An 18,497-nucleotide genomic window follows, 5' to 3' on the forward strand; every position below is an offset into this window, starting at 1 on the left:
GATACGGGGCATTTTTTATTGCGTTGGTTGATCAGTCGTCGCGGCTCATGATGCCGAAGATCTGCAACAGGCTGATAAACAGGTTGTAGATCGATACATACAGGCTGATGGTGGCCATGATGTAGTTACGCTCACCACCGTGGATGATGGCGCTGGTCTGGAACAGGATGCACACCGAGGAAAACAGCACAAAACCTGCGCTGATCGCCAGTTGCAGGCCGCTGATCTGGAAGAACATGCTGGCCACCACCGCCGCCAGCAACACGAAGAAGCCTGCGGTGATGAAGCCACCCAGGAAGCTCATGTCCTTACGGCTGATAAGCACGTAGGCCGACAGGCCACCAAATACCAGCGCCGTCATGGCAAACGCCGAACTGACCACTTCCGCACCGCCGGCCATGCCGAGGTAACGGTTGAGGATCGGGCCGAGGATAAAGCCCATGAAACCGGTCAAGGCAAACGCCGACACCAGGCCCCAGGCCGAATCGCGCAGCTTGTTGGTCAGGAAGAACAGACCATAGAAGCCGATCAGCACGACAAAGATATTCGGATAACCAACGCGCATCTGTTGGGCCACATACGCCATCACGCCGCTGAATGCGAGCGTCAAGGCGAGCAAGCCGTACGTATTGCGCAACACGCGGCTGACTTCAAGCTGCTCAGCCTGCGCGTTGCCATTCACTGCGTAATTCTGTTCGCGCATGGCGACACTCCTTCAGTTTTGAAACGTTCAGTCGCAAAGATCATAACAGACGCTCTGTAACAAGCGATGCAGAGAGTTTGACAGTGTGTTTCATTCGGGTATTATGGCGCCCGCTGACACGGGATGAGCTACTATAATCCTGTGATGCACAAGGGAAATTGGCAGAGTGGTTGAATGCACCGGTCTTGAAAACCGGCGAACGTTAATAGCGTTCCCAGGGTTCGAATCCCTGGTTTCCCGCCAAGATTTACACAAAAGCCCCGCGATTGCGGGGCTTTTGCGTTTCTAGGGTTTGAGAATGTTTCTTCTGCTTTCGGCGGGAGTTCCGAAACTTTCGGGTAGGAGTTCCGAAACTTTTCCTATTTGGACGGTTTCGCGGTGGCGCCAATCCTCCTGTAAACCCGCTTTGTGATCTCCTGTTTGCTGTGTCCCAGCAGCAGGCTTGCATCCCCGATATCGATGATTTCCGACGCGGCCTTCGGCCGGATGTCGCGGAACTGAAACCCTCCAATCTTGGCCGCGAGCAGCGGGTCGCCTTGTTCGATGGCGTTCTGCTGGGCTTTTTCCCGAGCCTTGTCCCAGCGCAAGCGCAACATCCCCTTCGTCATTCGCTTTCCATGCCTGTTGATCAACAGGTACTTGGATGAATGACCGACATTCCTTTCGCCAATCTCCCTGACCAATCTCCCTAAGCTGTTTTCCCCGGCTTCCGTACGCATCAGGATTCGAAGCTTCTGGCCAGTCTTGCCCTGCGTTACCAGGAAGTAGTCACCCTCTGTATCGTCGCTGCGCATGATCAGCACGTCAGCAGGCCGCTGTCCGGTCAAATAGCCCAGGTCCATGGCTTCCTTCAGTTCTTGTTCGGCAACCGCGTAGACGGCATCCCAAACAGCCGCGTTGGCGTAGTAATCACGCGGCGCTTCCTTGTTCTTCCTGATGCCCTGGCAAGGGTTCTCCCGCTCCGTCAGACCCCACTCCCTGGCCATGTTGAAAACGTGGGACAGGAGCGCGATCTCGCGGTTGGCACGAACCTTCGCTGAGCGGGCATCACGGTATCCGGCGATGTTGAACGGTGTAATTGAATCGATGGGCGCCTCATCAAACGTAGGACGAAGCTGTTTCAGTTCGGCCATGTTGTCCTTCTGGGTCCGCTCCCCCTTTTTTGGGATGACGTCGCGCACGTACCGGTCGAAGATGCCCTTCATCGTTGTGAGGTCGGCAGGTTTTTCTTTGGCCTCCAGTTCGGCCCACTTCAGCCGGGCTTTGCTCAGGTCTGTTCCAAGCGGAATCTCTTTTCCCGCTGAGTCACGGTAGTAGTAGCCGATCCAGATCTTGCCATTCTTCCTTGGGCGCTTACGGCGCACCATTCCTGGTGGCAAGTCCCTGTTTTCCGTGTTCCGAGGGCGCATATCAGTTCACTCTGGAGAAGTCAGGCGTCCAAGCCGGTCGCGGCGGCGGCGGGTTTGGATCAGCAATTGTGGCGTTGACCATGCCCAGCTTCATGCGGGCGAACATCCGACCAACCAGTGGCCGGCCGCCGCGGCTCTCGACGTATACCCAGTTGCGATCCTTGAGCCATTTGCGCTGATCACATCGACGCTTGTAACCGGTAAGGTCGGCGAGCTCATCGTCCGACAGTATTTCAGCCTGCATATCTACCTCCCGCCGCCCACAGTGGGCCGCGCTGTCTTAATGATGTGGATGGTCAGGCCGAAGCTGATCAGCAGCCAGGCGCAAGTGCCGGCGAAGGCGTAGAGGATGTCGGCCGTTTCGCCGTCGGCCAGAAGGCGGGGGGCGATCCAGAAGAACCAGCATCCGCTGCCTACCAGGTACAGCAAAGCGCCCAGCAGTATCAGGGTGAGTTTCATAGCGAACATGGGGTGTCCTTGCCGCGCTGGGCGGCAGAAGGTGGTTAAAAGTCTGCGTGCTTCGCCAGTTCCTGTTTGCGGCGCTCAAGCAATGCCTTCGCTCGGCAAGCGCCAGTTCCTGCCTCGCCAGGCTGGCTCTCGCCCAAATCACCGCGCGCCTCTTACATCCATGACGCTCTGGGCTGGAATAGCTTTTGCCTCCTGCCGTCTGGTGCCGCCCGAGTGATCCGCTACTCACCAGTTCAACTCGGTGTGGTGCGAAATCCTTGGTGAGTGCCCAGGCATAGAATGGGTAGGATTGGGTGGACATAGAGATACCTCGCCCGCCGCTCACCGGCAGGCATGTAGGGGATTGGGGTTAGGGGTGTTTCATGAACGTGATCCAGTGCGTTTTCTCGCGCTTCCCCGACTTGTGGCCAAACAGCGGCTTTTCGCCGGTAAGCGCCAAGATTTCGCTGACCCGGACCTGGGTCTCGTTCCATTTGAAGATCAAGAACTGGCCAGGCCGCAGCACCCGGAAGCACTCAGCGAAGCCTTTGCGCAGATCGTCGCGCCAGTCGTTGGTCAGGATTCCGTACTTCAGCCGCAGCCAGCTTTCCCGGCCGGCGCGCACCAGGTGCGGAGGATCGAACACCACCATGTTGAAGCTGGCGTCGGGGAAGGGCAGGTGCCGGAAGTCCATGATCACGTCCGGCTCGACCTTCAACACCCGGCCATCACATAGCACATGCTCTTCATCGCGAATGTCGCCGAACAGGGCGCGCTGGTCGCCCTTGTCGAACCACATCATGCGGCTGGCGCTGCAGGGATCGAGGACTTGGGCGTTCATGGCCTTGGCCCCTTGTAGATGAAGACGTAGTCGAACCAGAGGGTGGCGATCATGGCGTCACCTTGATATCGACATCGTCGTGAATCCATTCGATATCGAGTAGGTCATCGTCGTCGATCTGCATTTCCCGATGGTCATTGCTTGTCAGCAGCTCCTCCACTTCATCGTCATCGACGTTCTCAATGACCTTTCGGAAGTTCACGACTGCCTTGCCGGTGAGCACGACTGTTCTTTTCATGGGCGACTTCGTCCTTGCCGCTATAGCGGCTGACTTTGAAGGGGGAGGGGAGGTAGACTATCGGCTTTATATAAGTGGCGATCAGTCATGAGTCGAACGAACAGTTTGTTGATGCTTTTGTACTGTGCATTGCTGTTTTCTGCAGGGATTGTATTTGGATTTGTTTTCTCTTCGAATGGTCAAGTTGGATTCGTTAATTTTTTGAATGCATTATCAAGTTTAGCAACGGTGGGGGCTGCACTTACTGCAATATATGCGTTGCGTGCTTGGTATCCTCAATTCAAGCACTCAGAAAAGTTTGCTCTTATTAAGACTTTTCAAGCGACTGTTGGTAATGATAGCGATATACGTCAATTTCTCTTTGACTGTAAGGAGGTCTTCCGGCAAGTCATTGAGGCAGACATCCGGGGAAAGCCACCCGTGAAGGAGACATTCCCCAACAGCGCGCTTCAGCAATGGTGGCAGCATTTTGGAGTGATTCAGTCAGCTTGGGAGAATATGAATAATCTACTCTCTGCCGAAGAGCAATCTGTTTTTAGCACAAACCCCAAACAGGTCGAACTTAAAATATCCGATCTTTTAGAAAAAATGATGGATATCGCCTACGAGCCGAATCTCGACAGAATCAGTCTAATTCAGCTTACTAAGTGCGGCGGTTATGGGGCTGAAGAGGTAGTTTCTGAGTTCTTAAAACTTAATTCAGAATCCAGATTGTTACTTAAAAAATTAGCAAGCTAATAGCTATCGTTTCGAATTGAAAAAACATCAAAACGAAGCGCCGATTTTTTACTCGTTTGTTTCCTCTGATATTGCCAAATTATATGGCGAGCTGTAGCCAGCGGACTCACTGAAGCTTTAGGCGGCGCAAGCTTGACTTTTCACCAGCAGCCATGGATCGTTGGCTCGTGCCAGCGCAGCCATCGGCGGCGGGCTGACGCTGTTGCCGCACATGTGGACCTGCTGAGTTTTGGTGAACGTCTTGCCGTCAGCGCCGTGGCTTATGATGTAGTCGGCTGGGAAGCCTTGGGCTTTGTACAGTTCGGCGGGCTTCAGCATCCGAAGGCAGATGTCGACGATCACGTAGGGCGTTCCCCTGACCATCACCGTGACCATGGCAAGGCGGTCCTTGGTAGTGATCGTCGGTGCCGGCGCATCGCAAGCGCTGATGTTCTCAGTGCCGTAGTAGCTGATCAGGAACGCTGCAACGCGCAGCGCCCCGGCTTCGTGTGCCGGTGACAGGGTGAGCGATACCAGCGAACTCTTGCCACCGCCGCCGGCTGTGATGGTGGGCGCTGGATCTTCCAGGCCCTGGCCAACACTGCCGCCGAATGCCCGCTCCATGAATGCGCTGACCAACCCGTGGTGCTGACCGCCAGCGCTCACGGTGTGCAGCGGGTCGTTTACGTCTCGCGCATCGCAGTTGCCACGCAAGTGCACCAGGTTCGCCACTGCCAGTTGCTGCTGACTGCCGGTGTTGGTCACCGTGGTCATGGGTTCGTGCATGCCCTTGGCGTGTGTGGTGTTGAATCCGCCGTTCGCCTGGATCATCACCGCCGTGCTGACGGACTGCCCGCCGCCGCTTGCAGTGACGGTGCCCACCGGCCCGCAGATGTCGTTTACACCGTGGGAGCGGCGCTTATTTGCACCGGAGCCCTCGCCGTGCCCAGCCTGGACGATGCAGGCCGAAGCCAGCGCGTGCTTCACGCCGCCGGCCACAACCGTGCCGAGTGGTTGATCAAGGCCTGGCACCCGTGGCTCTTGCCCCGCGCGCTCGCCGTAGCCCGATTGAATCAGCGTCGGGCTGATCAGTGTCAGCTCGCCTCGATTCGCGCAGGTCACCGTCGGCAGCGGGTCGAGCGGGTCATTGATCCGGTCGCTGCCCTGGTGCGTAGCCGGTGCGATGATTGGGCTGACCACCGAGAAGGCGCCGCCCTTTGGGTAGGAGGTGATTGTGCGCAGCGGCTCGTCCGCTGACTGCACTGCCTCGCCGGACCAGTTGGCAATCGGCACAATGAACGGCGCAGCGCTACCGATGACAAACTTCTTCATGCCCTTGGCAACACGGCGCAGGGTGGCGGGCGCCAGGTCCTTCTTGCGGCCAAAAATGCTTTTGCCCAGGTCAGTGAAGTCGATGCAATCAGCGGCCGTCTTCCACTTCTGCTGGCCCTTGGCCGGGTTCTTGGCGTGGGTTGGCTCAGGCCACACAATCGGCTGGCCGTCGCACCGGGCAATCATAAACAGACGCTCCCGGCTGGTCGGCGCGCCGAAGTCGCAGGCCTTGATCACCTTCCACTCAACGACATAGCCCATGCCTTCCAGCAAGGCCACGAAGCGGCGCCAGGTGCGGCCGCGCTGCTTTGGGTCTGGGATCAGAAACTGCTGGCCCACCGGCACGACTTCGCCAGGTGTGGCAATAGTGCCGTCCAGCTTGACCACGCGGCCCGTGGCCTTGTCCCTCTTGGCGATCAGCCGGCCCCACTGCAGGATCTGCTTCACGTTCTCCAGGCTGATCACCCGAGGCCGCTTCTTGCCTCCCCACTTGAGGCCAATCCACGACAGGTTGCGGATCTCACGCTTGCGCGGTTGGCCACCGGCCGCTTGGCTGTGGTGCGTGCAGTCCGGCGACATGTGGAACCAGCCGACGGCCTTGCCGTCGCACTCGGTGTCCGGGTCGCCCTCAAACACGTCGGTTGTGTAATGCTTGGCGCCTGGGTGGTTCACGGTGTGCATGCTGATCGCTTGCGGGCTGTGGTTCTTCGCCACGTTCACCGCGCGGCCCAGGCCCATTTCCAGGCCCGTGCCGGCGCCGCCACCACCACAGAAGAAGTCCACGACGATCTCATCGTCTTGCGGATCGAAACCAAGGCCGTACTGCGTTTTGAAATCGAATGGGTGTTTCTTCTGATGTGCAGACATGCGTGATCCTCGCCAGTGGCGTGATTCGTGGAAGGGGGAAGGGGGCAGGCACTTTAGGAAAATATAGAGCAGGGGGGCTGGATGCTAAATTTCTATCCTCATGGCAAAATTCATCAAGATCACCATTGGCTATTAGCAAAAGGGGCGAAAATTGATCTTAAAGGACTTTCTTCCAATAACGGTTGTTTGTGCAGTATTGATCTTTCTGCTGAAAGAAATATTGGACGTGCTTAAGAAGAAAACTGAAAGACAAAGGAAAATATCTGCATACAAACTTTTGATACTCGAAGAGTTGCGTAAGAACGCGTGGTCTGTAAAGCACTTGAAAGGTGTAATGTCCGAATTGTCTGATCCTGACTTGAAATCCGTGGAGATTTCAAAGCTTTCCTCAGGAGGACTTAAGATCGCAATCCACACCGATGGTAGTTGGGGTTCCAGCCCGCTCTGGCCAATTCATACGTCGGTTTTTGAAAAGATTTTTATTGGGCTCGCTGAAACTGATGCGGAGATATTTTCTGCTGTTTCACAAGCCTACGAAGAGCTTGCAGAGGTTAAACACGTCAGAGATAGTTTAATTGAATTTTCCGAAAGTCCCGATCACCCAGGCGGGTGGGAGAGTTTCGCAGAATACGGTGAGGATGTTATCAAAGACTGCGAAGCTGCAATGAACAAGCTGTGTACACAAATAACTGGGAAACCATTGGAAGGTTTCAAGTTGAGATCCTACATTTAATAACTGGTTTCTATATCCTTATCGCTCCACAGGAAGGGGGAAGGTAATGACCGAAGGAACTGAAAGGGTGTTGGGAATGGCGCTGCGTGCGTTGCTGCGCACAGCGGTAGAGTAGGGGCTCGACCTCGACAAGCTGTCAGAGGCCGCCATCGAATCGATGCTCAACGACATCGCATATACGTCAGATGATGTCGCCCAGGCTGCTTTGGCTATTGAGGTGGCGGCTGATGCGGTGGCGGGGTGAAGCTGCTTCACTCGCAGAGACCATACGCCGATGAACAGCTGTTCTGGCTATCGGTGCGCGCGATCAGTTCGACCATGTCGAACTGGCGGCCCCCACGCGCGGTGTTGCTCCAGTCGACGATCCTGTCGATTCCGTGCGTGACAGCGCTGACTTTGTCATCTGACCGCACGGTGGGATCGGTGACGGTGGCGAAGAATGTGGCCGCGCCGCGCTTGCTGGCGATGCTCACCAGTCGCTCCCACTCGCGCACCCGGTCAACTTCCTCTGGCCACCTGGCCGCGATCTGCCGGAGCTCGTCTTTTGCACACATGATGCAGGGCATACAGCCAACGCGATTGCAGCCTTGCAAGTACAACGGGTTCGGCTTGATGCCTGCCGTCCGGTGAGCCTCGAAGACCGAATCGACCGTCCACTTCAAGATGGGCCGGTAGTTGAACAGGCCGCCGCCAACCTCATCGCACTCAGGAAGGTATTTTCGGTTCAGAGACTCGTCTGCCCGCACGCCTTGCCAGGACAGGATCATGTTTTCGCCGTCCATGAGCGGCAGATATACCTGCTCGATGATTGGGTTGCGCTTGAGCTCGTCGGTGCAGAAGCGGGCTTTGGTGCTGGGGAATCGACCTTTCCAAAGGCACAAGTCCAGGAACGGGTTGCCGGTTGGGTGCAGGACTTCCAAAGCGCCCAGCACCACGGATTCGGCAACACCCTTTTCGCGCCATTTCGTTGCAATGAATTTGCGCTTGCCGGCGATCTGCCTGGAAAAGTCAGCCTTCACCCACCGGATGGGAACGCCCGTGGCTTCCGCCAGGTAGTGGATGTAGTCGTAAGTCTCTGGATGCTCATGCCCGGTATCAGCCACTACCGCACTGAGATTCGGCACCTCCAGCTCGCGGGCGACCAGCAGCGTAGCCGTGCTGTCTTTACCGCCGCTCATGCTGACGATGTTGTGAGTAGGCATAGGGGACCCTCGCCGGCTGGCGTGATTCGTTGATATGGGGTATTACGGGTGACCGGCATGGGGCCGGATCAAGGAGAGACGGGTGATCAATTCCGATGTTCATGCGATGAGACTGAGCAAGCTTGCTGCAGATGAAGCTGACTGCCAGAGGCTTCAGATACCCCACCGCTTCATGCACATGTCGGCACTATCGCCCTCTACTAGAGATTCACATGCGGCCCGCAGCGGCGGGCTGTTTACTGCCGATGAAGTCAAGGAGTGGTTGGCCAAGGACGACAACAGCGTTGGCTGCAAGTGTTTGTTCGTCCTTGTGCTGGTCGATGAAGCTGGTAACCCGCGCAGTCCAACTCTCGTTCAAAAACTCATATCAGCAAGAGACAATTTCTTCGCTCTTCGCAATCAGTCTTCCTGACGAATACGGATGGCCAGGTCAGGCGCGCCGAACCTTGAAGTGCAACATCGCCTTGATGCTGTCGCAGTAATCCTCAAGCCGCTCGTAGGCTTTGTATCTGGCCTGACTTCGAGTTGCTGCCCACACCCTGACCAGATCGTCCCGAGCTTCTCGATTCCAGTCGAGATCGTCCCAGTCATGCTTGAACGGCAGGACCAGCCACTCTTTGAGCGGTAGCGTCTCGGCCATTTCGCCGTACTGCATTTCGTGGGTAGGGTGGTAGTTGCTGATCCGCTTCTTCGGGTCCTCGTCCAGCACAACGCCGATGTAATGGCCTCGATCTGCCAGGATGACACCGGGCTTCCCATAGGCAATGACGCGGCGGCCGATTTCGGCTGGCACCTGATAGTGCTGCCGGACGTACGCGCAGTTGTGGGTCATGGATTATCTCCAGTCAGGCGCCGCCCTCCGTTACGGGTGGTGGCAATTTGGTTTCGGTTGGGGTATTACAGAAGCTCGGCATGAAGCCGAAAGGAGAGCAAATGTCTAAACAGAAAGTCTCTGGGGCCTCTGTACCCGATCAAAATGCCGTTGTCGAAGGGGAATTAAAAAAAGCATTTATAGTTACACCGATTGGAGGTGCAGACTCCCCAACAAGGAGAGCAGCGGATGGGCTTATAAGCTCAGTTCTGAAGCCACTTCTCTTGGAACTGGGGTATGAAGCGCATGTGGCCCATGAAATATCGCTCACTGGTTCAATCACGCGTCAAGTCGTCGAACATATTTTAGAAGATGATCTTGTAATAGCCAACCTGTCTGAACTGAACCCTAACGTAATGTACGAGCTTGCTGTAAGGCATTGCACTGGTAAGCCCGTAGTTGCAATTGCGGAGGTCGGAACAAGGTTGCCATTTGATATTGCAGATGAAAGGACGGTTTTTTATACCAATGACATGCGAGGGGTATTTGAGCTTACTCCCACCCTGCGGAAAGCCATTGAGGTCTCAATAACAAAAGTCGAACAGGATAATCCAGTGTTACGGGTTCGCCAGAATAGAGCTTTAATTGACTCTCTTGATCAGGGAGATGCGAAAGCAATTCTAATTGAACGTCTGGATGATATTGAGGGTTTGCTACGTAATTTAAGTGCGGCCGCGAGTAACAATCGCAGACCTGATTTTCCTTATGAGCGTGGCTTGGTCTTCACTGTATCAGGACCTTATGAGTCGGTGAAATCGTTCATGTCAGTAGTCGGTTCCTACAAGCATGACGTCGTCATGGTTGAAACTACGATGCCCGATGGAATGCCCGTGTATGAAATCAGAGTGATTGATGCTACCCGGGTGGATCTGAGGAGAATCCGCATAATAGCTGATGAGGCGGGAGTTGAAGTCCTAAAAGTTCAAACTATTTAGTTTTTTGGGGGGGCGACTAACATAATCTGACGAATTCTTGATTTCTTGTGGCGTGATACGCAACTTAGCGCCACTGCTCAGGCGTTAGATCCAAAATGTTGTGTAAGCTTCGCCAAGTCACGATTTTGTGGCGCGAGCCTTGATCTGTTACCGGATGCAGCTAGCAGGGTGGGTTATGCGGGTTCGATGATCTCGTCGCCCGGGTCTTTCTGGATGGCGAGAAGGCTTTTATTGCGGAATTCCCGCGCCACGTTTTGCGATATCTCGATTTCGTGGCGCGGCGGATTCAGTAGAGGCTGGCACTTTGCGGCGCCCATCGCGTGCAGGTGATGAATCATCAGCGTCATCGCCTCGCCTTGCTCAGTAATGCCTGACCACTCCATCAGGTCGGCCAGCGCCTGCCGTGTGCCTGGGCGAACCCTGAGCCTCAACTCTTCCTCGGCATTCGACACGCGCTTCCTGGCAGACTTGGCCGAGCGCTCTTTCTGCGGTACTGCTGCCATGGCCTACCTCTTCTATTCCGCTGGCCGGCAGTGCGAGCCAGGTTTGTCGTTTGCGTTGCTGGGGGCGTGCTATGCGGCGTATGAATCGACCTTCACCTGGTTCCAGGCGCCGACGGCTTCGAAGATCCGTGCGGCGTGCGCCTCATCCAGCGAAATCGCTTCAGGGATGGCGATCCAGCCCGAGGCCACCATCTGGCTTTGGTTGGCCTCGTCGCGCAGCTTCTTGTAGCAATGCTCGATCACGTCTTCGAGGTGGTCGGAGAGGTAAACGCCATCGGGCGCCACCTCCACCGACTTACTGTACCGGTCGCCGCGGGCGTCGATGCATAGGGCGCTCAGGTAGATCGTCCATCGGTGGGGAATGCCGCAGACGGCCTGGCCAATATTCCCCGGCGCGATGTTCTTCAGCGACTTGTAATTGATCATGCCCTGGCGGCCGCTGGGGTCGATGTTGACCACTGCGACGTGGTTGGCGGCCAGCAGCGACCGGCATGACCGGTCGATGCGTGCTTTTAGGTTGTGGGGTTTGCGCTTGCTCATAATGCCTCCGCGAGTTTGCGCAGCGCTTCACGCTCGGCCCGGGTGATGGGCGGCTTGCGGCGCTTGAGGATGGTTGTCGGGTCGATGAATTCCGAACGCTTCGCCGGGTCTGGATTGATCGCCGGGCTGTCGCCGATGGTGAGCTTGCCGCCGGCGGCCAGATGCCGCTGGACCTGACAGGAAAGCTCCAGCGCTTTCTCGCGCCGAAACTCGATGTCTGATTTCAGGTTACTGATCATGATCAGGCTCCTAGGCGATGGGCTTGCGCCCGTGCTTTGTCCGCGACTTCATCAACCATCCTGCCAAGCTCCAGATTGAACTGGACCAACTCTTGATGAAGCATCGCGATGTACTCCTCATCGCGCTCAATGGTCTCGATATACAGCCGGCAGTCTTCATCCTGGCGTGGATCGAATGACAGGAAATCCCACCACTCCCGGCCCGTGACGAACATGCAGCCCTGAACCTGCGGCTTATGTTCCTCGGGCATGCCTTCGAGCCAGGTGCGGACATGGACGGCCTCATTGAATGGGCATTTCGACTCAATACCCCCGTCCTCGCCAATCAATCCGTCCGGCGAACAGCCCAGCCAGTCGTATTTTGGATGAACTACGAAACCCGACTTTATGACGCTATTACCAGTCAGGATTTCGTAGAAGTCGTGGCTCGACTGCTCAACCTCGGTTCCCCAGGCCATCGACTTGCTGCTGACCGAATGTTTCGATCGGTTGGCCAGGCGCTCAAAAGCCAGCTCGCGCATGTAGGTGGTACGGGCCGCAAGCGGCTTACGTTTGCCGTGTTTGTCACGGTCGCCCCATGCAATAACATCCTTGAATCGGCTGGCGGTGAGTCGCCCGCTGCGGTCCTGGTGCCACTGCTCGGTGCGCTGAAGGTCTACAGAGGCGTTCATTGAGCATCGTCCTGACTATCGACGCCGGCAGCAGCGTCGGCGCTATCGCTGACAGTTGTGAACTCGGCGTCGATGGTTTGTGCAATGGCCTTCAGTTCGCCGTGACGGGTCACGCCAATGGCGCCGCGCTGCTGTGGTTTCAGGGCTTTCCAAGCTTTTTCATACCCTTCAATGCCCTGCTCTTGAGCGATTTTTTTCAGCTGTTCAAAAAGGTCGGAGGTCGCATCTGTTGTGTCGCCCTGGGGTACTGAGGCGGCACCTACGTCAGCAGGCTTTTCGCTGGTAGATCTCGGGGTAACGTCTGTTTCCGGAAGCGTATAGCCGTCGTCCAGCTCTTCGCGGGTGTACACGCCCAGGATCACGTCAGGGCAGTACAGGCGAGCCCATTTTTTGAGGGCCAGGTAGGCGATCTGCTGCTTCGGATCGTCTGCCCACAGCGTCGAGTTCCGAGTTCGTGCCTGAGTCATCAAGGTGGTCAGTTCGCGCGGGGTATCCTCGCCCACGAACGTAGCCCAAACGCGGACGCCCAACCCTTTCTCGTCATTTATGTTCCAGTTTGGGACGCGATACTTTTTCGGCAACCCGTGGTCATCCGTTTGTTTTTTGCTCTCGATCTCGCGGAAATTGCCAATGATTTTGTCCCAGTCGCCAAACCACTCGTAGTGGATTCGATCAATGGTCGGGGCTCGAGTGGTGATGACCGCGTTGACCAGCTGGGCTTCATAGCTCAGTTGGCCTCCGTTGACGATGAAGGTCTTCTGCGCCACTTGGAATGGGTTCATTCCCCATTGCATAGACTGCATGATCACTGCCATGCAGTCGGCGGTGTTGCCGTGAAAGTGCCTCGGCAGGGTGGTTTTGCCACCCGCCATGATGCCCGCGAGCTCAGTCATCGACTGCATGCTGTCGCGATTGAGGATCAGCCCTGTCGGGCTGGTGTCCATTGGTATGGTAGAAATCTGGGTTGGGGCGTTCATTGCTAACTCCATAGCCGACGACTTTGGCCGGCCTCCGGGGTGGCTTCAGGGTTCTTTAGAACGACAAGGCGCGCAGCCAGGCAGAGGCCTCGTCATTGCTGACGCAGAAGGCCATTGCTACGACCTCGACCACCTCGATGGCGCTTGGAATGTTCGAGTCAGCGAGTGCGTCCGCTGCAGGGGCCGGATTAACTGCCGCTACAACCGTTTGTGCTGGGTCAGCAATCACTGGAGCCGCAACAACAGCCGCTGCTGGGGCGGGCGCAGCAGCCTGGGCACGCAGACGGGCCAGCTCTTCCTGATCACGCTGATACTGCGCATCACGTTCTCGCTGCTGGCGCTGTTGCTCTTCCATGTCGCGGCGCTGCTGGTCCAGCTCGTCCTGCTGCTTCTTCAAGCGCAGACGGTCTTCCTCGGCGCGCTGCTTGCGCAGCTCTTCAGCCTCTGCGTCGGCGAGTCGTTGCTTCTCGCGCAGCTCGTCCAGTTCTTTCTGCTGGGCCAGCAGCTTGGCAGCAGCTTCCTCTCGATCAATGGCAGCCTTGTGTAGCGCTTCCAATTGCTCAATGGCGTTGTCGCGAGCGATGGTGCCTTCGGCTTCAAATTCACCGTATTCTTCGTGCAGGATCACCGACTCCTTAACGCTTTTCAGAATTCCGGCGACGTCGGCAGCGCTGCGGCTTGCGTATGCGGCAGCGACAGAGCTGAAGCGGGTAATCTTGGCCCGGATGGCGTCGACACGCTCAGCCTCGACACGCTCGCGCTCTGCCTTGGCATCAGCAATGCGCTTTTCTTCGGCCTTGATTGCTTCGTCAACAGGAGTCTCGATTGCCAAGACTCGATCTTTCAGCGTCTCGCCGAACTCCTTTACTTGGTTGACGCGAGCCTGGGCGTCTTTAACCGCCTGCTGGTAGGGAACCAGTGCCGTTTTGGTGGTGTTGGCTAGGGCATAACGCACGTCGCGGATATCGACGCGAACTTCCTTTGCATTCGCCAAGCCTTCGCTGGTCGAGCAGTCAACCACCAGCTTCCCGTAGGTTGTCTCTAGCCGAACGATTTGCTCCTCGTGCGGCCGATACTCCGCGATGTCGGTAACGGCGACAGCAGGGGCAATGGACTTCTTGGATTCTTCGGTTTCGCTCATTTCGAGCGATTCTTGTGCAGGTGCTTTTTTAGGATTTGTGGACATGACGATCCCTCGCCGCGCCTGGCGCAGCATTGAAAGTGTTGTGGTGGGTTGGCGCCGTTAAGCGGCGGAAACGATAGAGGCGTTGTAGTTTTCGTAAATCTTGTCGATGCGTGCGCGGAAGTACCGATGCTCATTCTCGTCTATAGCCCGCAGCATGAAAGCAAGGGTTACGCACGATGTGGCCGCCGCGCTGGCGTTCGGCTTGCCCAAGTCAAGAATCATGTTTTCGATTTCGTCTTCGATCCAGCGAACGGCTGTCTGGTGGTTTCGCTGATTAAGATCCATGCTTCACCTCAATGGGCGGACAGACCAGTTCCATCTGGGCCGTTGCCAGACCGATGCGTAGTTTGAGGCTGGCTCGCTCCTTGAGTCGCCTCGCCTCGCGCTCTGCCAGGTCGTCTGCCGTGTATTCGTGGAATAGCTCGACGTGCTGCTGCTTCCCGAAATTGGGCAAGTCCCAGCGTCTGTCAGACTCCCTGGCCTGGGCGCTATCCGCGTAGCTGGTTGGCATGGCGTGTCTCCAGGCGCCGTGCGAGGGCGCAGGCTTCGTTGTGATCGCAGCGGTACCCCATAACCTTGTCGGTCAGGCTATCCACCACATGGAAGAAGTCGCGGCCGGCAGGCTTTACCACCATCCGGAAGGTGACCACTGGCTCAGGTCGGCCGATCAGCCGGTACAGCTCAATGGTGGCGAGACGGGAACGCTGATGCAGGCCGTCGACGATGTCGCGGCGCATTTGAATGTCAGGGTGCATGGTCGCCTCCAGGGTGGCGTTATCGGTGGGCGCGCTTGATTTCAGCGTCGCGCTCAGTACTGCTCAGCAGAGCCCAGCGGTCATGCTGGTGATTGTGATCGTCCAGCGCCGCCTGATTACTGGTGCAGCAGGCCTCGCAGTAGCCTTCGTGCAGTGACTCTGTTTGGTCGCCGCATTGCGGGCAGTCGAATTGCTCATCGCTCATGGAGACCTCCAGTGTTTGGGGTTAGGCGATAACGATTGCAGCCAAATGCACTCGGCAGTCCCGGACTCGGTCGGCGGCTGTTTGAAGCTCAGCACCAAGAGCCTTGAGGGCGCCCAGGTGAATCATTTCCCGACCACGAATCAGCGTTCCTTGATAAGTGCGGCTGTCGCAGGTGGATACCGCCACAGTCACGCCGTTTACGGTGACCGAATAGCCTTGCTGCCCGGCATGACCGCGAATGGTTGCGAGTCGTTCGGATGCGGTCTGATGGGATTTTTCGGCCGACTCCAGAGCCTTTACCGCCTCCGTGATCGCCTCCGTGTATTTGCTCATGACTTGCTCCAGTGGTGGGTTCACCTGTATTCGTCAACACTCATGCCTCCCGCTGGTTGCCGATGGGCGCGGGGTGAGTGTTGACGGGTAGAGGTGGGGAAGGGTGGGTGCCGGTCTTTCCCGGCTGTCACGGCGCTTGTGCCAGATCAAGGTAGCTCGCCAATACCAGGTTGGCGCTGACCCTGCGCAATGCGGGTTGAGCTATTCGCCGGTGATGCAGGTGGGCGGTTATAGGCCGCAGTTTCGTCCGCATCGGGGTGTGATCGGAACACCAGGGCGCTACCCCTGCTTGGTTCCCGCCGCGTTTGTAGTGTTGGCCGTCTCGCTCATACCGGCTCAGGACATTCACGGGTCTTTGCGATCCTAGCGCTGCAGCCCACTTGGGCACGCTCCGATCACACCCCGATGCGCTCTCATAGAGAGGGTCGGGCAGTTAACGACAGGCTGTCGTGGCGCTGGTTGTTCAGTCGCAGATGCCATAGCTGAACTCATCCTCATCGCAGTCGACGATGATCTTCGATGAGCCGAAGTAGAGCGCTGCGACCATCTTCTCGAACGGAGAGCGGAATCTCAGTGTCTGGTTGATCTTCTCGCCGTCGATTTTGGCGGAGTACACAGTGCCAACCTCACGCCCCTTTTCGTCGCGATCCTTGCCGTTACGGTCGAAGCTGATGTGGATGGCGTTGTCGAGCATGTATTCGCTGCGCTCAGAGCTTCTGGAGTAGCTCGAAGCACCATGGTCTTTGGGCTTCTTGTCGAAGTAGATATGCAGACCACCGTAGTCAGATGGCTGGAAGCGAATGTCTGGATGCTCCCAGTGCTCCTCGGCGGCGGACTCTTTATGGTCCTCGACGAAGGCTTCCATCAAGCTCTGCAAGCTGATCACTTCAGGCATCGCGTCCTTGTTCAGCACGTCGTCGATTTGCTGCTGCGCCAGGCGCACCATGTCGGCCTCGACGCCGCTGCTTTCCCACTTCTCTTTAAGAGCGGCCGCAATCATGGCGTTGTAGCGCGTCAGTTCAAAAATGGTGGTCAGGTTGGCCGGAAGCGCAGCCTTGATTGCCTCCTCAACCTGTTTGCCCATGCCGCCGTAACGGCCGAAGCAGTTGTCGACCACGCTGGTGAACATCTTTTTGACGTGCTCGTCGATGATTTCGACTGGCTTTTCGCTGTTTGCAAAAGCGGTGACGCGCTCGGCCAGCAGCGCTTGAAGTGTTTGTTCGCTCATTTGATGCTCCGTGCTTGATCGGTTGTTTTCCCAATGCCCACCGCTCTGGATGGGCATCAGTGAAAAGGTCCGTCATGCGCAGCCTTGCAATCGGCCGCTGTCATTCGGTGGCCGTCTTCGCACTCAACGACACGAACGCCGTTGGTGAATCCAAGCTCAACGTTGAGCCTGTTTGACTCGGAGATGCAGGCGGCCAGGCTCTCGTCGGCAAACACCCGCAGCTCACCCCGCCCTGTGATGTGAATTACTTTGTTCATCGTCTTGCCCTCGCCTCATGCGACCTGCCCGAGAACCTCGCGGGAGAACACGTGAATGTTCATGTGCGCACTGACTGTCATTGCCTGGCGCTGCTTCATGTAGCTGCGCAGAGCAAGGTCTGCCATGTCGACCCGATCAGCTTCGAGCGCGGCAATCGCCTCGTCGACACCGCCGAACCACTTCTCCAGCAGCCTGGCGCAGGATGCAGCTGCCTCGTTGATCACCTCATCACTTGCTTCAAATACTGAATTGCTCATCGCTGCATCTCCGTTGATTTCCAATGCCGCCTCATAGAAGCGGCATCAGTAAATCTGTGGCGCCCAGGCCCGCTACTGGCGACGGCCTGGGTTTGTTGCGTCGGCGGTGTGGCCCGTTGCCCGCTGCTGATTGCAGGGGTGGCCGTTCGTCTTCGGTGTGGGCTTCGAGCTTCCTACTCACAGCGTCAAACAGCATCTGTTCGCCGTGGATCACAGGTCCTTACAACATGCACGCTACAGCTCTGAATGCCCTGATTGAGTGGGGCAGGGTGCATGAGGTCCGGCGGTCCCAGCCGAAGCTATCGGGATCGCTAATTCAAATCTTTTGGAGCTGGCCGTGACCCGCTACTGGCGTCGGTCACCGGCTTGAATCAAATGTTCTTCCAGCCGCGGGCCTTTCGGCTTGTTCTCCCGCTGGATAACTGTTCTTGGCGCTTTACGCTGCACGCCCGGGTCAGTTGCCAACCCTCTGAACCGTTTAGGCCGGTTCATCGCTGCCTTTGAATCTGGGCCGGTGGTGATCCGGCAAGGGGTGTCGCTAAAGAGTGGTGCAGCTTTCGCTGCTGGCCGGCGGTGTTCGTTGCTGGCTTGAGGTAAATTTACCATTTGGAAATTACCTGTCAATGCATATTGGTAAATAAATTGGTAAACAATTTCAGGATTCAAGGTAAATCTATGATGTGTATTGGTTTTCTAAGGGCGTAAAAAAGCCCGCTTAAGAGCGGGCTCATTTACATGTCGCTGTATTTTCGCCACTCGATTCTGACGGCGCCGGAATCCAAATGGTCGATGCGGATACCTGCGGTGTCGCCAATGTCTTGGATCACCTGTCACCACGCCTCTGGGCTTTCGTCGTCCAATCTGAACACTTCAACTGCTTGGATCTCCTGCACATTCGGTGAGGCGATGATCCGCTGGAGTCGGTGACCGACAAGTTCATATGATTTTCTCGGCTTGCCAGCGGAGTAGGGAGATTGGTTCATGCTTCGCTCCTTGCGAGTGCTGTATGTATAAACAGTATTTCGGTCGTGGCACATTGGCAAGTGAAAA

29 protein-coding genes and 1 tRNA gene are annotated in these 18,497 nt (G+C 56.6%); 5 read left to right on the top strand and 25 right to left on the bottom strand.

All coding sequences use genetic code 11. From position 1 onward, the window contains the following. Positions 1-31: 31 nt before the first annotated feature. Positions 32-703, bottom strand: a complete 672-nt coding sequence (locus tag TK42_RS14490) for a Bax inhibitor-1/YccA family protein (protein ID WP_003192030.1) — start codon at positions 701-703, stop codon at positions 32-34. A 152-nt stretch (positions 704-855) separates the two neighbouring features. On the opposite strand from TK42_RS14490, the gene TK42_RS14495 reads away from it, so the two are divergent. Next, a tRNA-Ser gene (locus TK42_RS14495) sits at positions 856-946 on the top strand. 116 nt (positions 947-1,062) lie between these two features. Here TK42_RS14495 and TK42_RS14500 read toward each other — a convergent pair. The 5 genes from TK42_RS14500 to TK42_RS14520 form a co-directional block, all read right to left on the bottom strand. Continuing rightward, complete coding sequence (locus TK42_RS14500) at positions 1,063-2,112, bottom strand: tyrosine-type recombinase/integrase (RefSeq protein WP_103734513.1); 1,050 nt, start codon at positions 2,110-2,112, stop codon at positions 1,063-1,065. A gap of 1 nt (position 2,113) precedes the next feature. Then, positions 2,114-2,356, bottom strand: a complete 243-nt coding sequence (locus tag TK42_RS14505) for a DUF4224 domain-containing protein (RefSeq protein ID WP_103734514.1) — start codon at positions 2,354-2,356, stop codon at positions 2,114-2,116. A gap of 2 nt (positions 2,357-2,358) precedes the next feature. Beyond that, a complete protein-coding gene (locus tag TK42_RS14510) occupies positions 2,359-2,580 on the bottom strand; it encodes a hypothetical protein (protein WP_103734515.1) in 222 nt (73 codons plus the stop codon). Positions 2,581-2,929: 349 nt separating this feature from the next. Then, positions 2,930-3,400, bottom strand: a complete 471-nt coding sequence (locus TK42_RS14515; RefSeq protein ID WP_103734516.1) for a class I SAM-dependent methyltransferase — start codon at positions 3,398-3,400, stop codon at positions 2,930-2,932. A 49-nt stretch (positions 3,401-3,449) separates the two neighbouring features. Beyond that, positions 3,450-3,638: a hypothetical protein gene (locus TK42_RS14520; RefSeq protein ID WP_103734517.1), complete on the bottom strand. Its 189-nt coding sequence runs from the start codon at positions 3,636-3,638 to the stop codon at positions 3,450-3,452. A gap of 87 nt (positions 3,639-3,725) precedes the next feature. Here TK42_RS14520 and TK42_RS14525 point away from each other — a divergent pair, with 87 nt between their 5' ends. Next, the gene (locus TK42_RS14525; RefSeq protein WP_146097878.1) at positions 3,726-4,376 is read left to right on the top strand and encodes a hypothetical protein; all 651 of its coding nucleotides are present in this window, start codon (positions 3,726-3,728) and stop codon (positions 4,374-4,376) included. A gap of 117 nt (positions 4,377-4,493) precedes the next feature. On the opposite strand, the gene TK42_RS14530 is transcribed toward TK42_RS14525, so the two are convergent. Further along, positions 4,494-6,554: a DNA cytosine methyltransferase gene (locus TK42_RS14530; protein ID WP_103734519.1), complete on the bottom strand. Its 2,061-nt coding sequence runs from the start codon at positions 6,552-6,554 to the stop codon at positions 4,494-4,496. A gap of 151 nt (positions 6,555-6,705) precedes the next feature. On the opposite strand from TK42_RS14530, the gene TK42_RS14535 reads away from it, so the two are divergent. Then, a complete protein-coding gene (locus tag TK42_RS14535) occupies positions 6,706-7,287 on the top strand; it encodes a hypothetical protein (protein ID WP_146097879.1) in 582 nt (193 codons plus the stop codon). A 251-nt stretch (positions 7,288-7,538) separates the two neighbouring features. Here the strand turns inward: TK42_RS14535 and TK42_RS14540 are convergent, their stop codons facing one another. Beyond that, entirely contained in the window at positions 7,539-8,489 is a 951-nt protein-coding gene (locus TK42_RS14540) for a phosphoadenosine phosphosulfate reductase family protein (protein WP_103734521.1), read from the bottom strand. An 82-nt stretch (positions 8,490-8,571) separates the two neighbouring features. Between TK42_RS14540 and TK42_RS14545 the strand changes: the two genes are divergently transcribed. Then, complete coding sequence (locus tag TK42_RS14545) at positions 8,572-8,901, top strand: hypothetical protein (protein ID WP_103734522.1); 330 nt, start codon at positions 8,572-8,574, stop codon at positions 8,899-8,901. A gap of 18 nt (positions 8,902-8,919) precedes the next feature. Here TK42_RS14545 and TK42_RS14550 read toward each other — a convergent pair whose 3' ends face one another. After that, on the bottom strand, positions 8,920-9,321 hold the full coding sequence (locus TK42_RS14550) for a hypothetical protein (protein WP_103734523.1): 402 nt from the start codon (positions 9,319-9,321) through the stop codon (positions 8,920-8,922). Positions 9,322-9,422: 101 nt separating this feature from the next. Here TK42_RS14550 and TK42_RS14555 point away from each other — a divergent pair, with 101 nt between their 5' ends. Next, on the top strand, positions 9,423-10,295 hold the full coding sequence (locus TK42_RS14555; protein WP_103734524.1) for a hypothetical protein: 873 nt from the start codon (positions 9,423-9,425) through the stop codon (positions 10,293-10,295). 173 nt (positions 10,296-10,468) lie between these two features. Here TK42_RS14555 and TK42_RS14560 read toward each other — a convergent pair whose 3' ends face one another. The 16 genes from TK42_RS14560 to TK42_RS27325 form a co-directional block, all read right to left on the bottom strand. After that, the gene (locus TK42_RS14560) at positions 10,469-10,798 is read right to left on the bottom strand and encodes a hypothetical protein (protein ID WP_103734525.1); all 330 of its coding nucleotides are present in this window, start codon (positions 10,796-10,798) and stop codon (positions 10,469-10,471) included. A 69-nt stretch (positions 10,799-10,867) separates the two neighbouring features. Further along, positions 10,868-11,338: a hypothetical protein gene (locus tag TK42_RS14565; protein WP_103734526.1), complete on the bottom strand. Its 471-nt coding sequence runs from the start codon at positions 11,336-11,338 to the stop codon at positions 10,868-10,870. Next, positions 11,335-11,577 carry a hypothetical protein gene (locus TK42_RS14570; RefSeq protein ID WP_103734527.1) on the bottom strand — a complete coding sequence of 81 codons (243 nt, stop codon included), beginning with the start codon at positions 11,575-11,577 and terminating at the stop codon, positions 11,335-11,337. The genes TK42_RS14565 and TK42_RS14570 overlap by 4 nt, the downstream gene beginning before the upstream one ends. Positions 11,578-11,579: 2 nt before the next feature. After that, a complete protein-coding gene (locus TK42_RS14575) occupies positions 11,580-12,248 on the bottom strand; it encodes a lambda exonuclease family protein (RefSeq protein ID WP_010568110.1) in 669 nt (222 codons plus the stop codon). After that, entirely contained in the window at positions 12,245-13,225 is a 981-nt protein-coding gene (locus tag TK42_RS14580) for a RecT family recombinase (RefSeq protein ID WP_103734528.1), read from the bottom strand. The genes TK42_RS14575 and TK42_RS14580 overlap by 4 nt, the downstream gene beginning before the upstream one ends. A 55-nt stretch (positions 13,226-13,280) precedes the next feature. After that, positions 13,281-14,411: a hypothetical protein gene (locus tag TK42_RS14585; protein ID WP_256584588.1), complete on the bottom strand. Its 1,131-nt coding sequence runs from the start codon at positions 14,409-14,411 to the stop codon at positions 13,281-13,283. A 57-nt stretch (positions 14,412-14,468) separates the two neighbouring features. Continuing rightward, complete coding sequence (locus TK42_RS14590) at positions 14,469-14,696, bottom strand: hypothetical protein (RefSeq protein WP_103734530.1); 228 nt, start codon at positions 14,694-14,696, stop codon at positions 14,469-14,471. Continuing rightward, positions 14,686-14,922 carry a hypothetical protein gene (locus TK42_RS14595; protein WP_103734531.1) on the bottom strand — a complete coding sequence of 79 codons (237 nt, stop codon included), beginning with the start codon at positions 14,920-14,922 and terminating at the stop codon, positions 14,686-14,688. Before TK42_RS14595 ends, TK42_RS14590 begins: the two co-directional genes overlap by 11 nt. Continuing rightward, entirely contained in the window at positions 14,900-15,166 is a 267-nt protein-coding gene (locus TK42_RS14600) for a hypothetical protein (RefSeq protein WP_103734532.1), read from the bottom strand. Before TK42_RS14600 ends, TK42_RS14595 begins: the two co-directional genes overlap by 23 nt. A 19-nt stretch (positions 15,167-15,185) precedes the next feature. Next, complete coding sequence (locus TK42_RS14605) at positions 15,186-15,371, bottom strand: hypothetical protein (RefSeq protein WP_103734533.1); 186 nt, start codon at positions 15,369-15,371, stop codon at positions 15,186-15,188. A 21-nt stretch (positions 15,372-15,392) separates the two neighbouring features. After that, positions 15,393-15,704, bottom strand: coding sequence for a hypothetical protein (locus TK42_RS14610; RefSeq protein ID WP_103734534.1), 312 nt, complete (start codon positions 15,702-15,704; stop codon positions 15,393-15,395). A 463-nt stretch (positions 15,705-16,167) separates the two neighbouring features. Further along, the gene (locus TK42_RS14615; protein ID WP_103734535.1) at positions 16,168-16,932 is read right to left on the bottom strand and encodes a hypothetical protein; all 765 of its coding nucleotides are present in this window, start codon (positions 16,930-16,932) and stop codon (positions 16,168-16,170) included. Between the two features lie 56 nt (positions 16,933-16,988). Further along, positions 16,989-17,189, bottom strand: a complete 201-nt coding sequence (locus TK42_RS14620) for a hypothetical protein (RefSeq protein WP_103734536.1) — start codon at positions 17,187-17,189, stop codon at positions 16,989-16,991. 15 nt (positions 17,190-17,204) lie between these two features. Continuing rightward, positions 17,205-17,447: a hypothetical protein gene (locus TK42_RS14625; protein WP_103734537.1), complete on the bottom strand. Its 243-nt coding sequence runs from the start codon at positions 17,445-17,447 to the stop codon at positions 17,205-17,207. A gap of 345 nt (positions 17,448-17,792) precedes the next feature. Beyond that, the gene (locus tag TK42_RS26805) at positions 17,793-18,113 is read right to left on the bottom strand and encodes a hypothetical protein (protein ID WP_146097880.1); all 321 of its coding nucleotides are present in this window, start codon (positions 18,111-18,113) and stop codon (positions 17,793-17,795) included. 164 nt (positions 18,114-18,277) lie between these two features. After that, positions 18,278-18,430, bottom strand: a complete 153-nt coding sequence (locus TK42_RS27325; protein WP_371920254.1) for a DUF1654 domain-containing protein — start codon at positions 18,428-18,430, stop codon at positions 18,278-18,280. Positions 18,431-18,497: the final 67 nt, after the last annotated feature.

It is taken from the genome of Pseudomonas sp. GZJR-8, assembly GCF_002916705.1.
Classification (GTDB): Bacteria; Pseudomonadota; Gammaproteobacteria; order Pseudomonadales; family Pseudomonadaceae; genus Aquipseudomonas; species Aquipseudomonas synxantha_A.

Excerpts from the sequence above, each read along its gene's own strand:
- TK42_RS14555 (WP_103734524.1), top strand. The coding sequence starts at position 9,423 with ATGTCTAAACAGAAAGTCTCTGGGGCCTCTGTACCCGATCAAAATGCC.
- TK42_RS14490 (WP_003192030.1), bottom strand. The coding sequence starts at position 703 with ATGCGCGAACAGAATTACGCAGTGAATGGCAACGCGCAGGCTGAGCAG.
- TK42_RS14520 (WP_103734517.1), bottom strand. The coding sequence starts at position 3,638 with ATGAAAAGAACAGTCGTGCTCACCGGCAAGGCAGTCGTGAACTTCCGA.
- TK42_RS14550 (WP_103734523.1), bottom strand. The coding sequence starts at position 9,321 with ATGACCCACAACTGCGCGTACGTCCGGCAGCACTATCAGGTGCCAGCC.
- TK42_RS27325 (WP_371920254.1), bottom strand. The coding sequence starts at position 18,430 with ATGAACCAATCTCCCTACTCCGCTGGCAAGCCGAGAAAATCATATGAA.
- TK42_RS14605 (WP_103734533.1), bottom strand. The coding sequence starts at position 15,371 with ATGAGCGATGAGCAATTCGACTGCCCGCAATGCGGCGACCAAACAGAG.
- TK42_RS14590 (WP_103734530.1), bottom strand. The coding sequence starts at position 14,696 with ATGGATCTTAATCAGCGAAACCACCAGACAGCCGTTCGCTGGATCGAA.
- TK42_RS14580 (WP_103734528.1), bottom strand. The coding sequence starts at position 13,225 with ATGAACGCCCCAACCCAGATTTCTACCATACCAATGGACACCAGCCCG.
- TK42_RS14525 (WP_146097878.1), top strand. The coding sequence starts at position 3,726 with ATGAGTCGAACGAACAGTTTGTTGATGCTTTTGTACTGTGCATTGCTG.
- TK42_RS14560 (WP_103734525.1), bottom strand. The coding sequence starts at position 10,798 with ATGGCAGCAGTACCGCAGAAAGAGCGCTCGGCCAAGTCTGCCAGGAAG.
- TK42_RS14620 (WP_103734536.1), bottom strand. The coding sequence starts at position 17,189 with ATGAACAAAGTAATTCACATCACAGGGCGGGGTGAGCTGCGGGTGTTT.
- TK42_RS14575 (WP_010568110.1), bottom strand. The coding sequence starts at position 12,248 with ATGAACGCCTCTGTAGACCTTCAGCGCACCGAGCAGTGGCACCAGGAC.
- TK42_RS14610 (WP_103734534.1), bottom strand. The coding sequence starts at position 15,704 with ATGAGCAAATACACGGAGGCGATCACGGAGGCGGTAAAGGCTCTGGAG.
- TK42_RS14585 (WP_256584588.1), bottom strand. The coding sequence starts at position 14,411 with ATGTCCACAAATCCTAAAAAAGCACCTGCACAAGAATCGCTCGAAATG.
- TK42_RS14595 (WP_103734531.1), bottom strand. The coding sequence starts at position 14,922 with ATGCCAACCAGCTACGCGGATAGCGCCCAGGCCAGGGAGTCTGACAGA.
- TK42_RS14515 (WP_103734516.1), bottom strand. The coding sequence starts at position 3,400 with ATGAACGCCCAAGTCCTCGATCCCTGCAGCGCCAGCCGCATGATGTGG.
- TK42_RS14615 (WP_103734535.1), bottom strand. The coding sequence starts at position 16,932 with ATGAGCGAACAAACACTTCAAGCGCTGCTGGCCGAGCGCGTCACCGCT.
- TK42_RS14540 (WP_103734521.1), bottom strand. The coding sequence starts at position 8,489 with ATGCCTACTCACAACATCGTCAGCATGAGCGGCGGTAAAGACAGCACG.
- TK42_RS14570 (WP_103734527.1), bottom strand. The coding sequence starts at position 11,577 with ATGATCAGTAACCTGAAATCAGACATCGAGTTTCGGCGCGAGAAAGCG.
- TK42_RS14500 (WP_103734513.1), bottom strand. The coding sequence starts at position 2,112 with ATGCGCCCTCGGAACACGGAAAACAGGGACTTGCCACCAGGAATGGTG.
- TK42_RS14530 (WP_103734519.1), bottom strand. The coding sequence starts at position 6,554 with ATGTCTGCACATCAGAAGAAACACCCATTCGATTTCAAAACGCAGTAC.
- TK42_RS14505 (WP_103734514.1), bottom strand. The coding sequence starts at position 2,356 with ATGCAGGCTGAAATACTGTCGGACGATGAGCTCGCCGACCTTACCGGT.
- TK42_RS14565 (WP_103734526.1), bottom strand. The coding sequence starts at position 11,338 with ATGAGCAAGCGCAAACCCCACAACCTAAAAGCACGCATCGACCGGTCA.
- TK42_RS14510 (WP_103734515.1), bottom strand. The coding sequence starts at position 2,580 with ATGTTCGCTATGAAACTCACCCTGATACTGCTGGGCGCTTTGCTGTAC.
- TK42_RS14600 (WP_103734532.1), bottom strand. The coding sequence starts at position 15,166 with ATGCACCCTGACATTCAAATGCGCCGCGACATCGTCGACGGCCTGCAT.
- TK42_RS14625 (WP_103734537.1), bottom strand. The coding sequence starts at position 17,447 with ATGAGCAATTCAGTATTTGAAGCAAGTGATGAGGTGATCAACGAGGCA.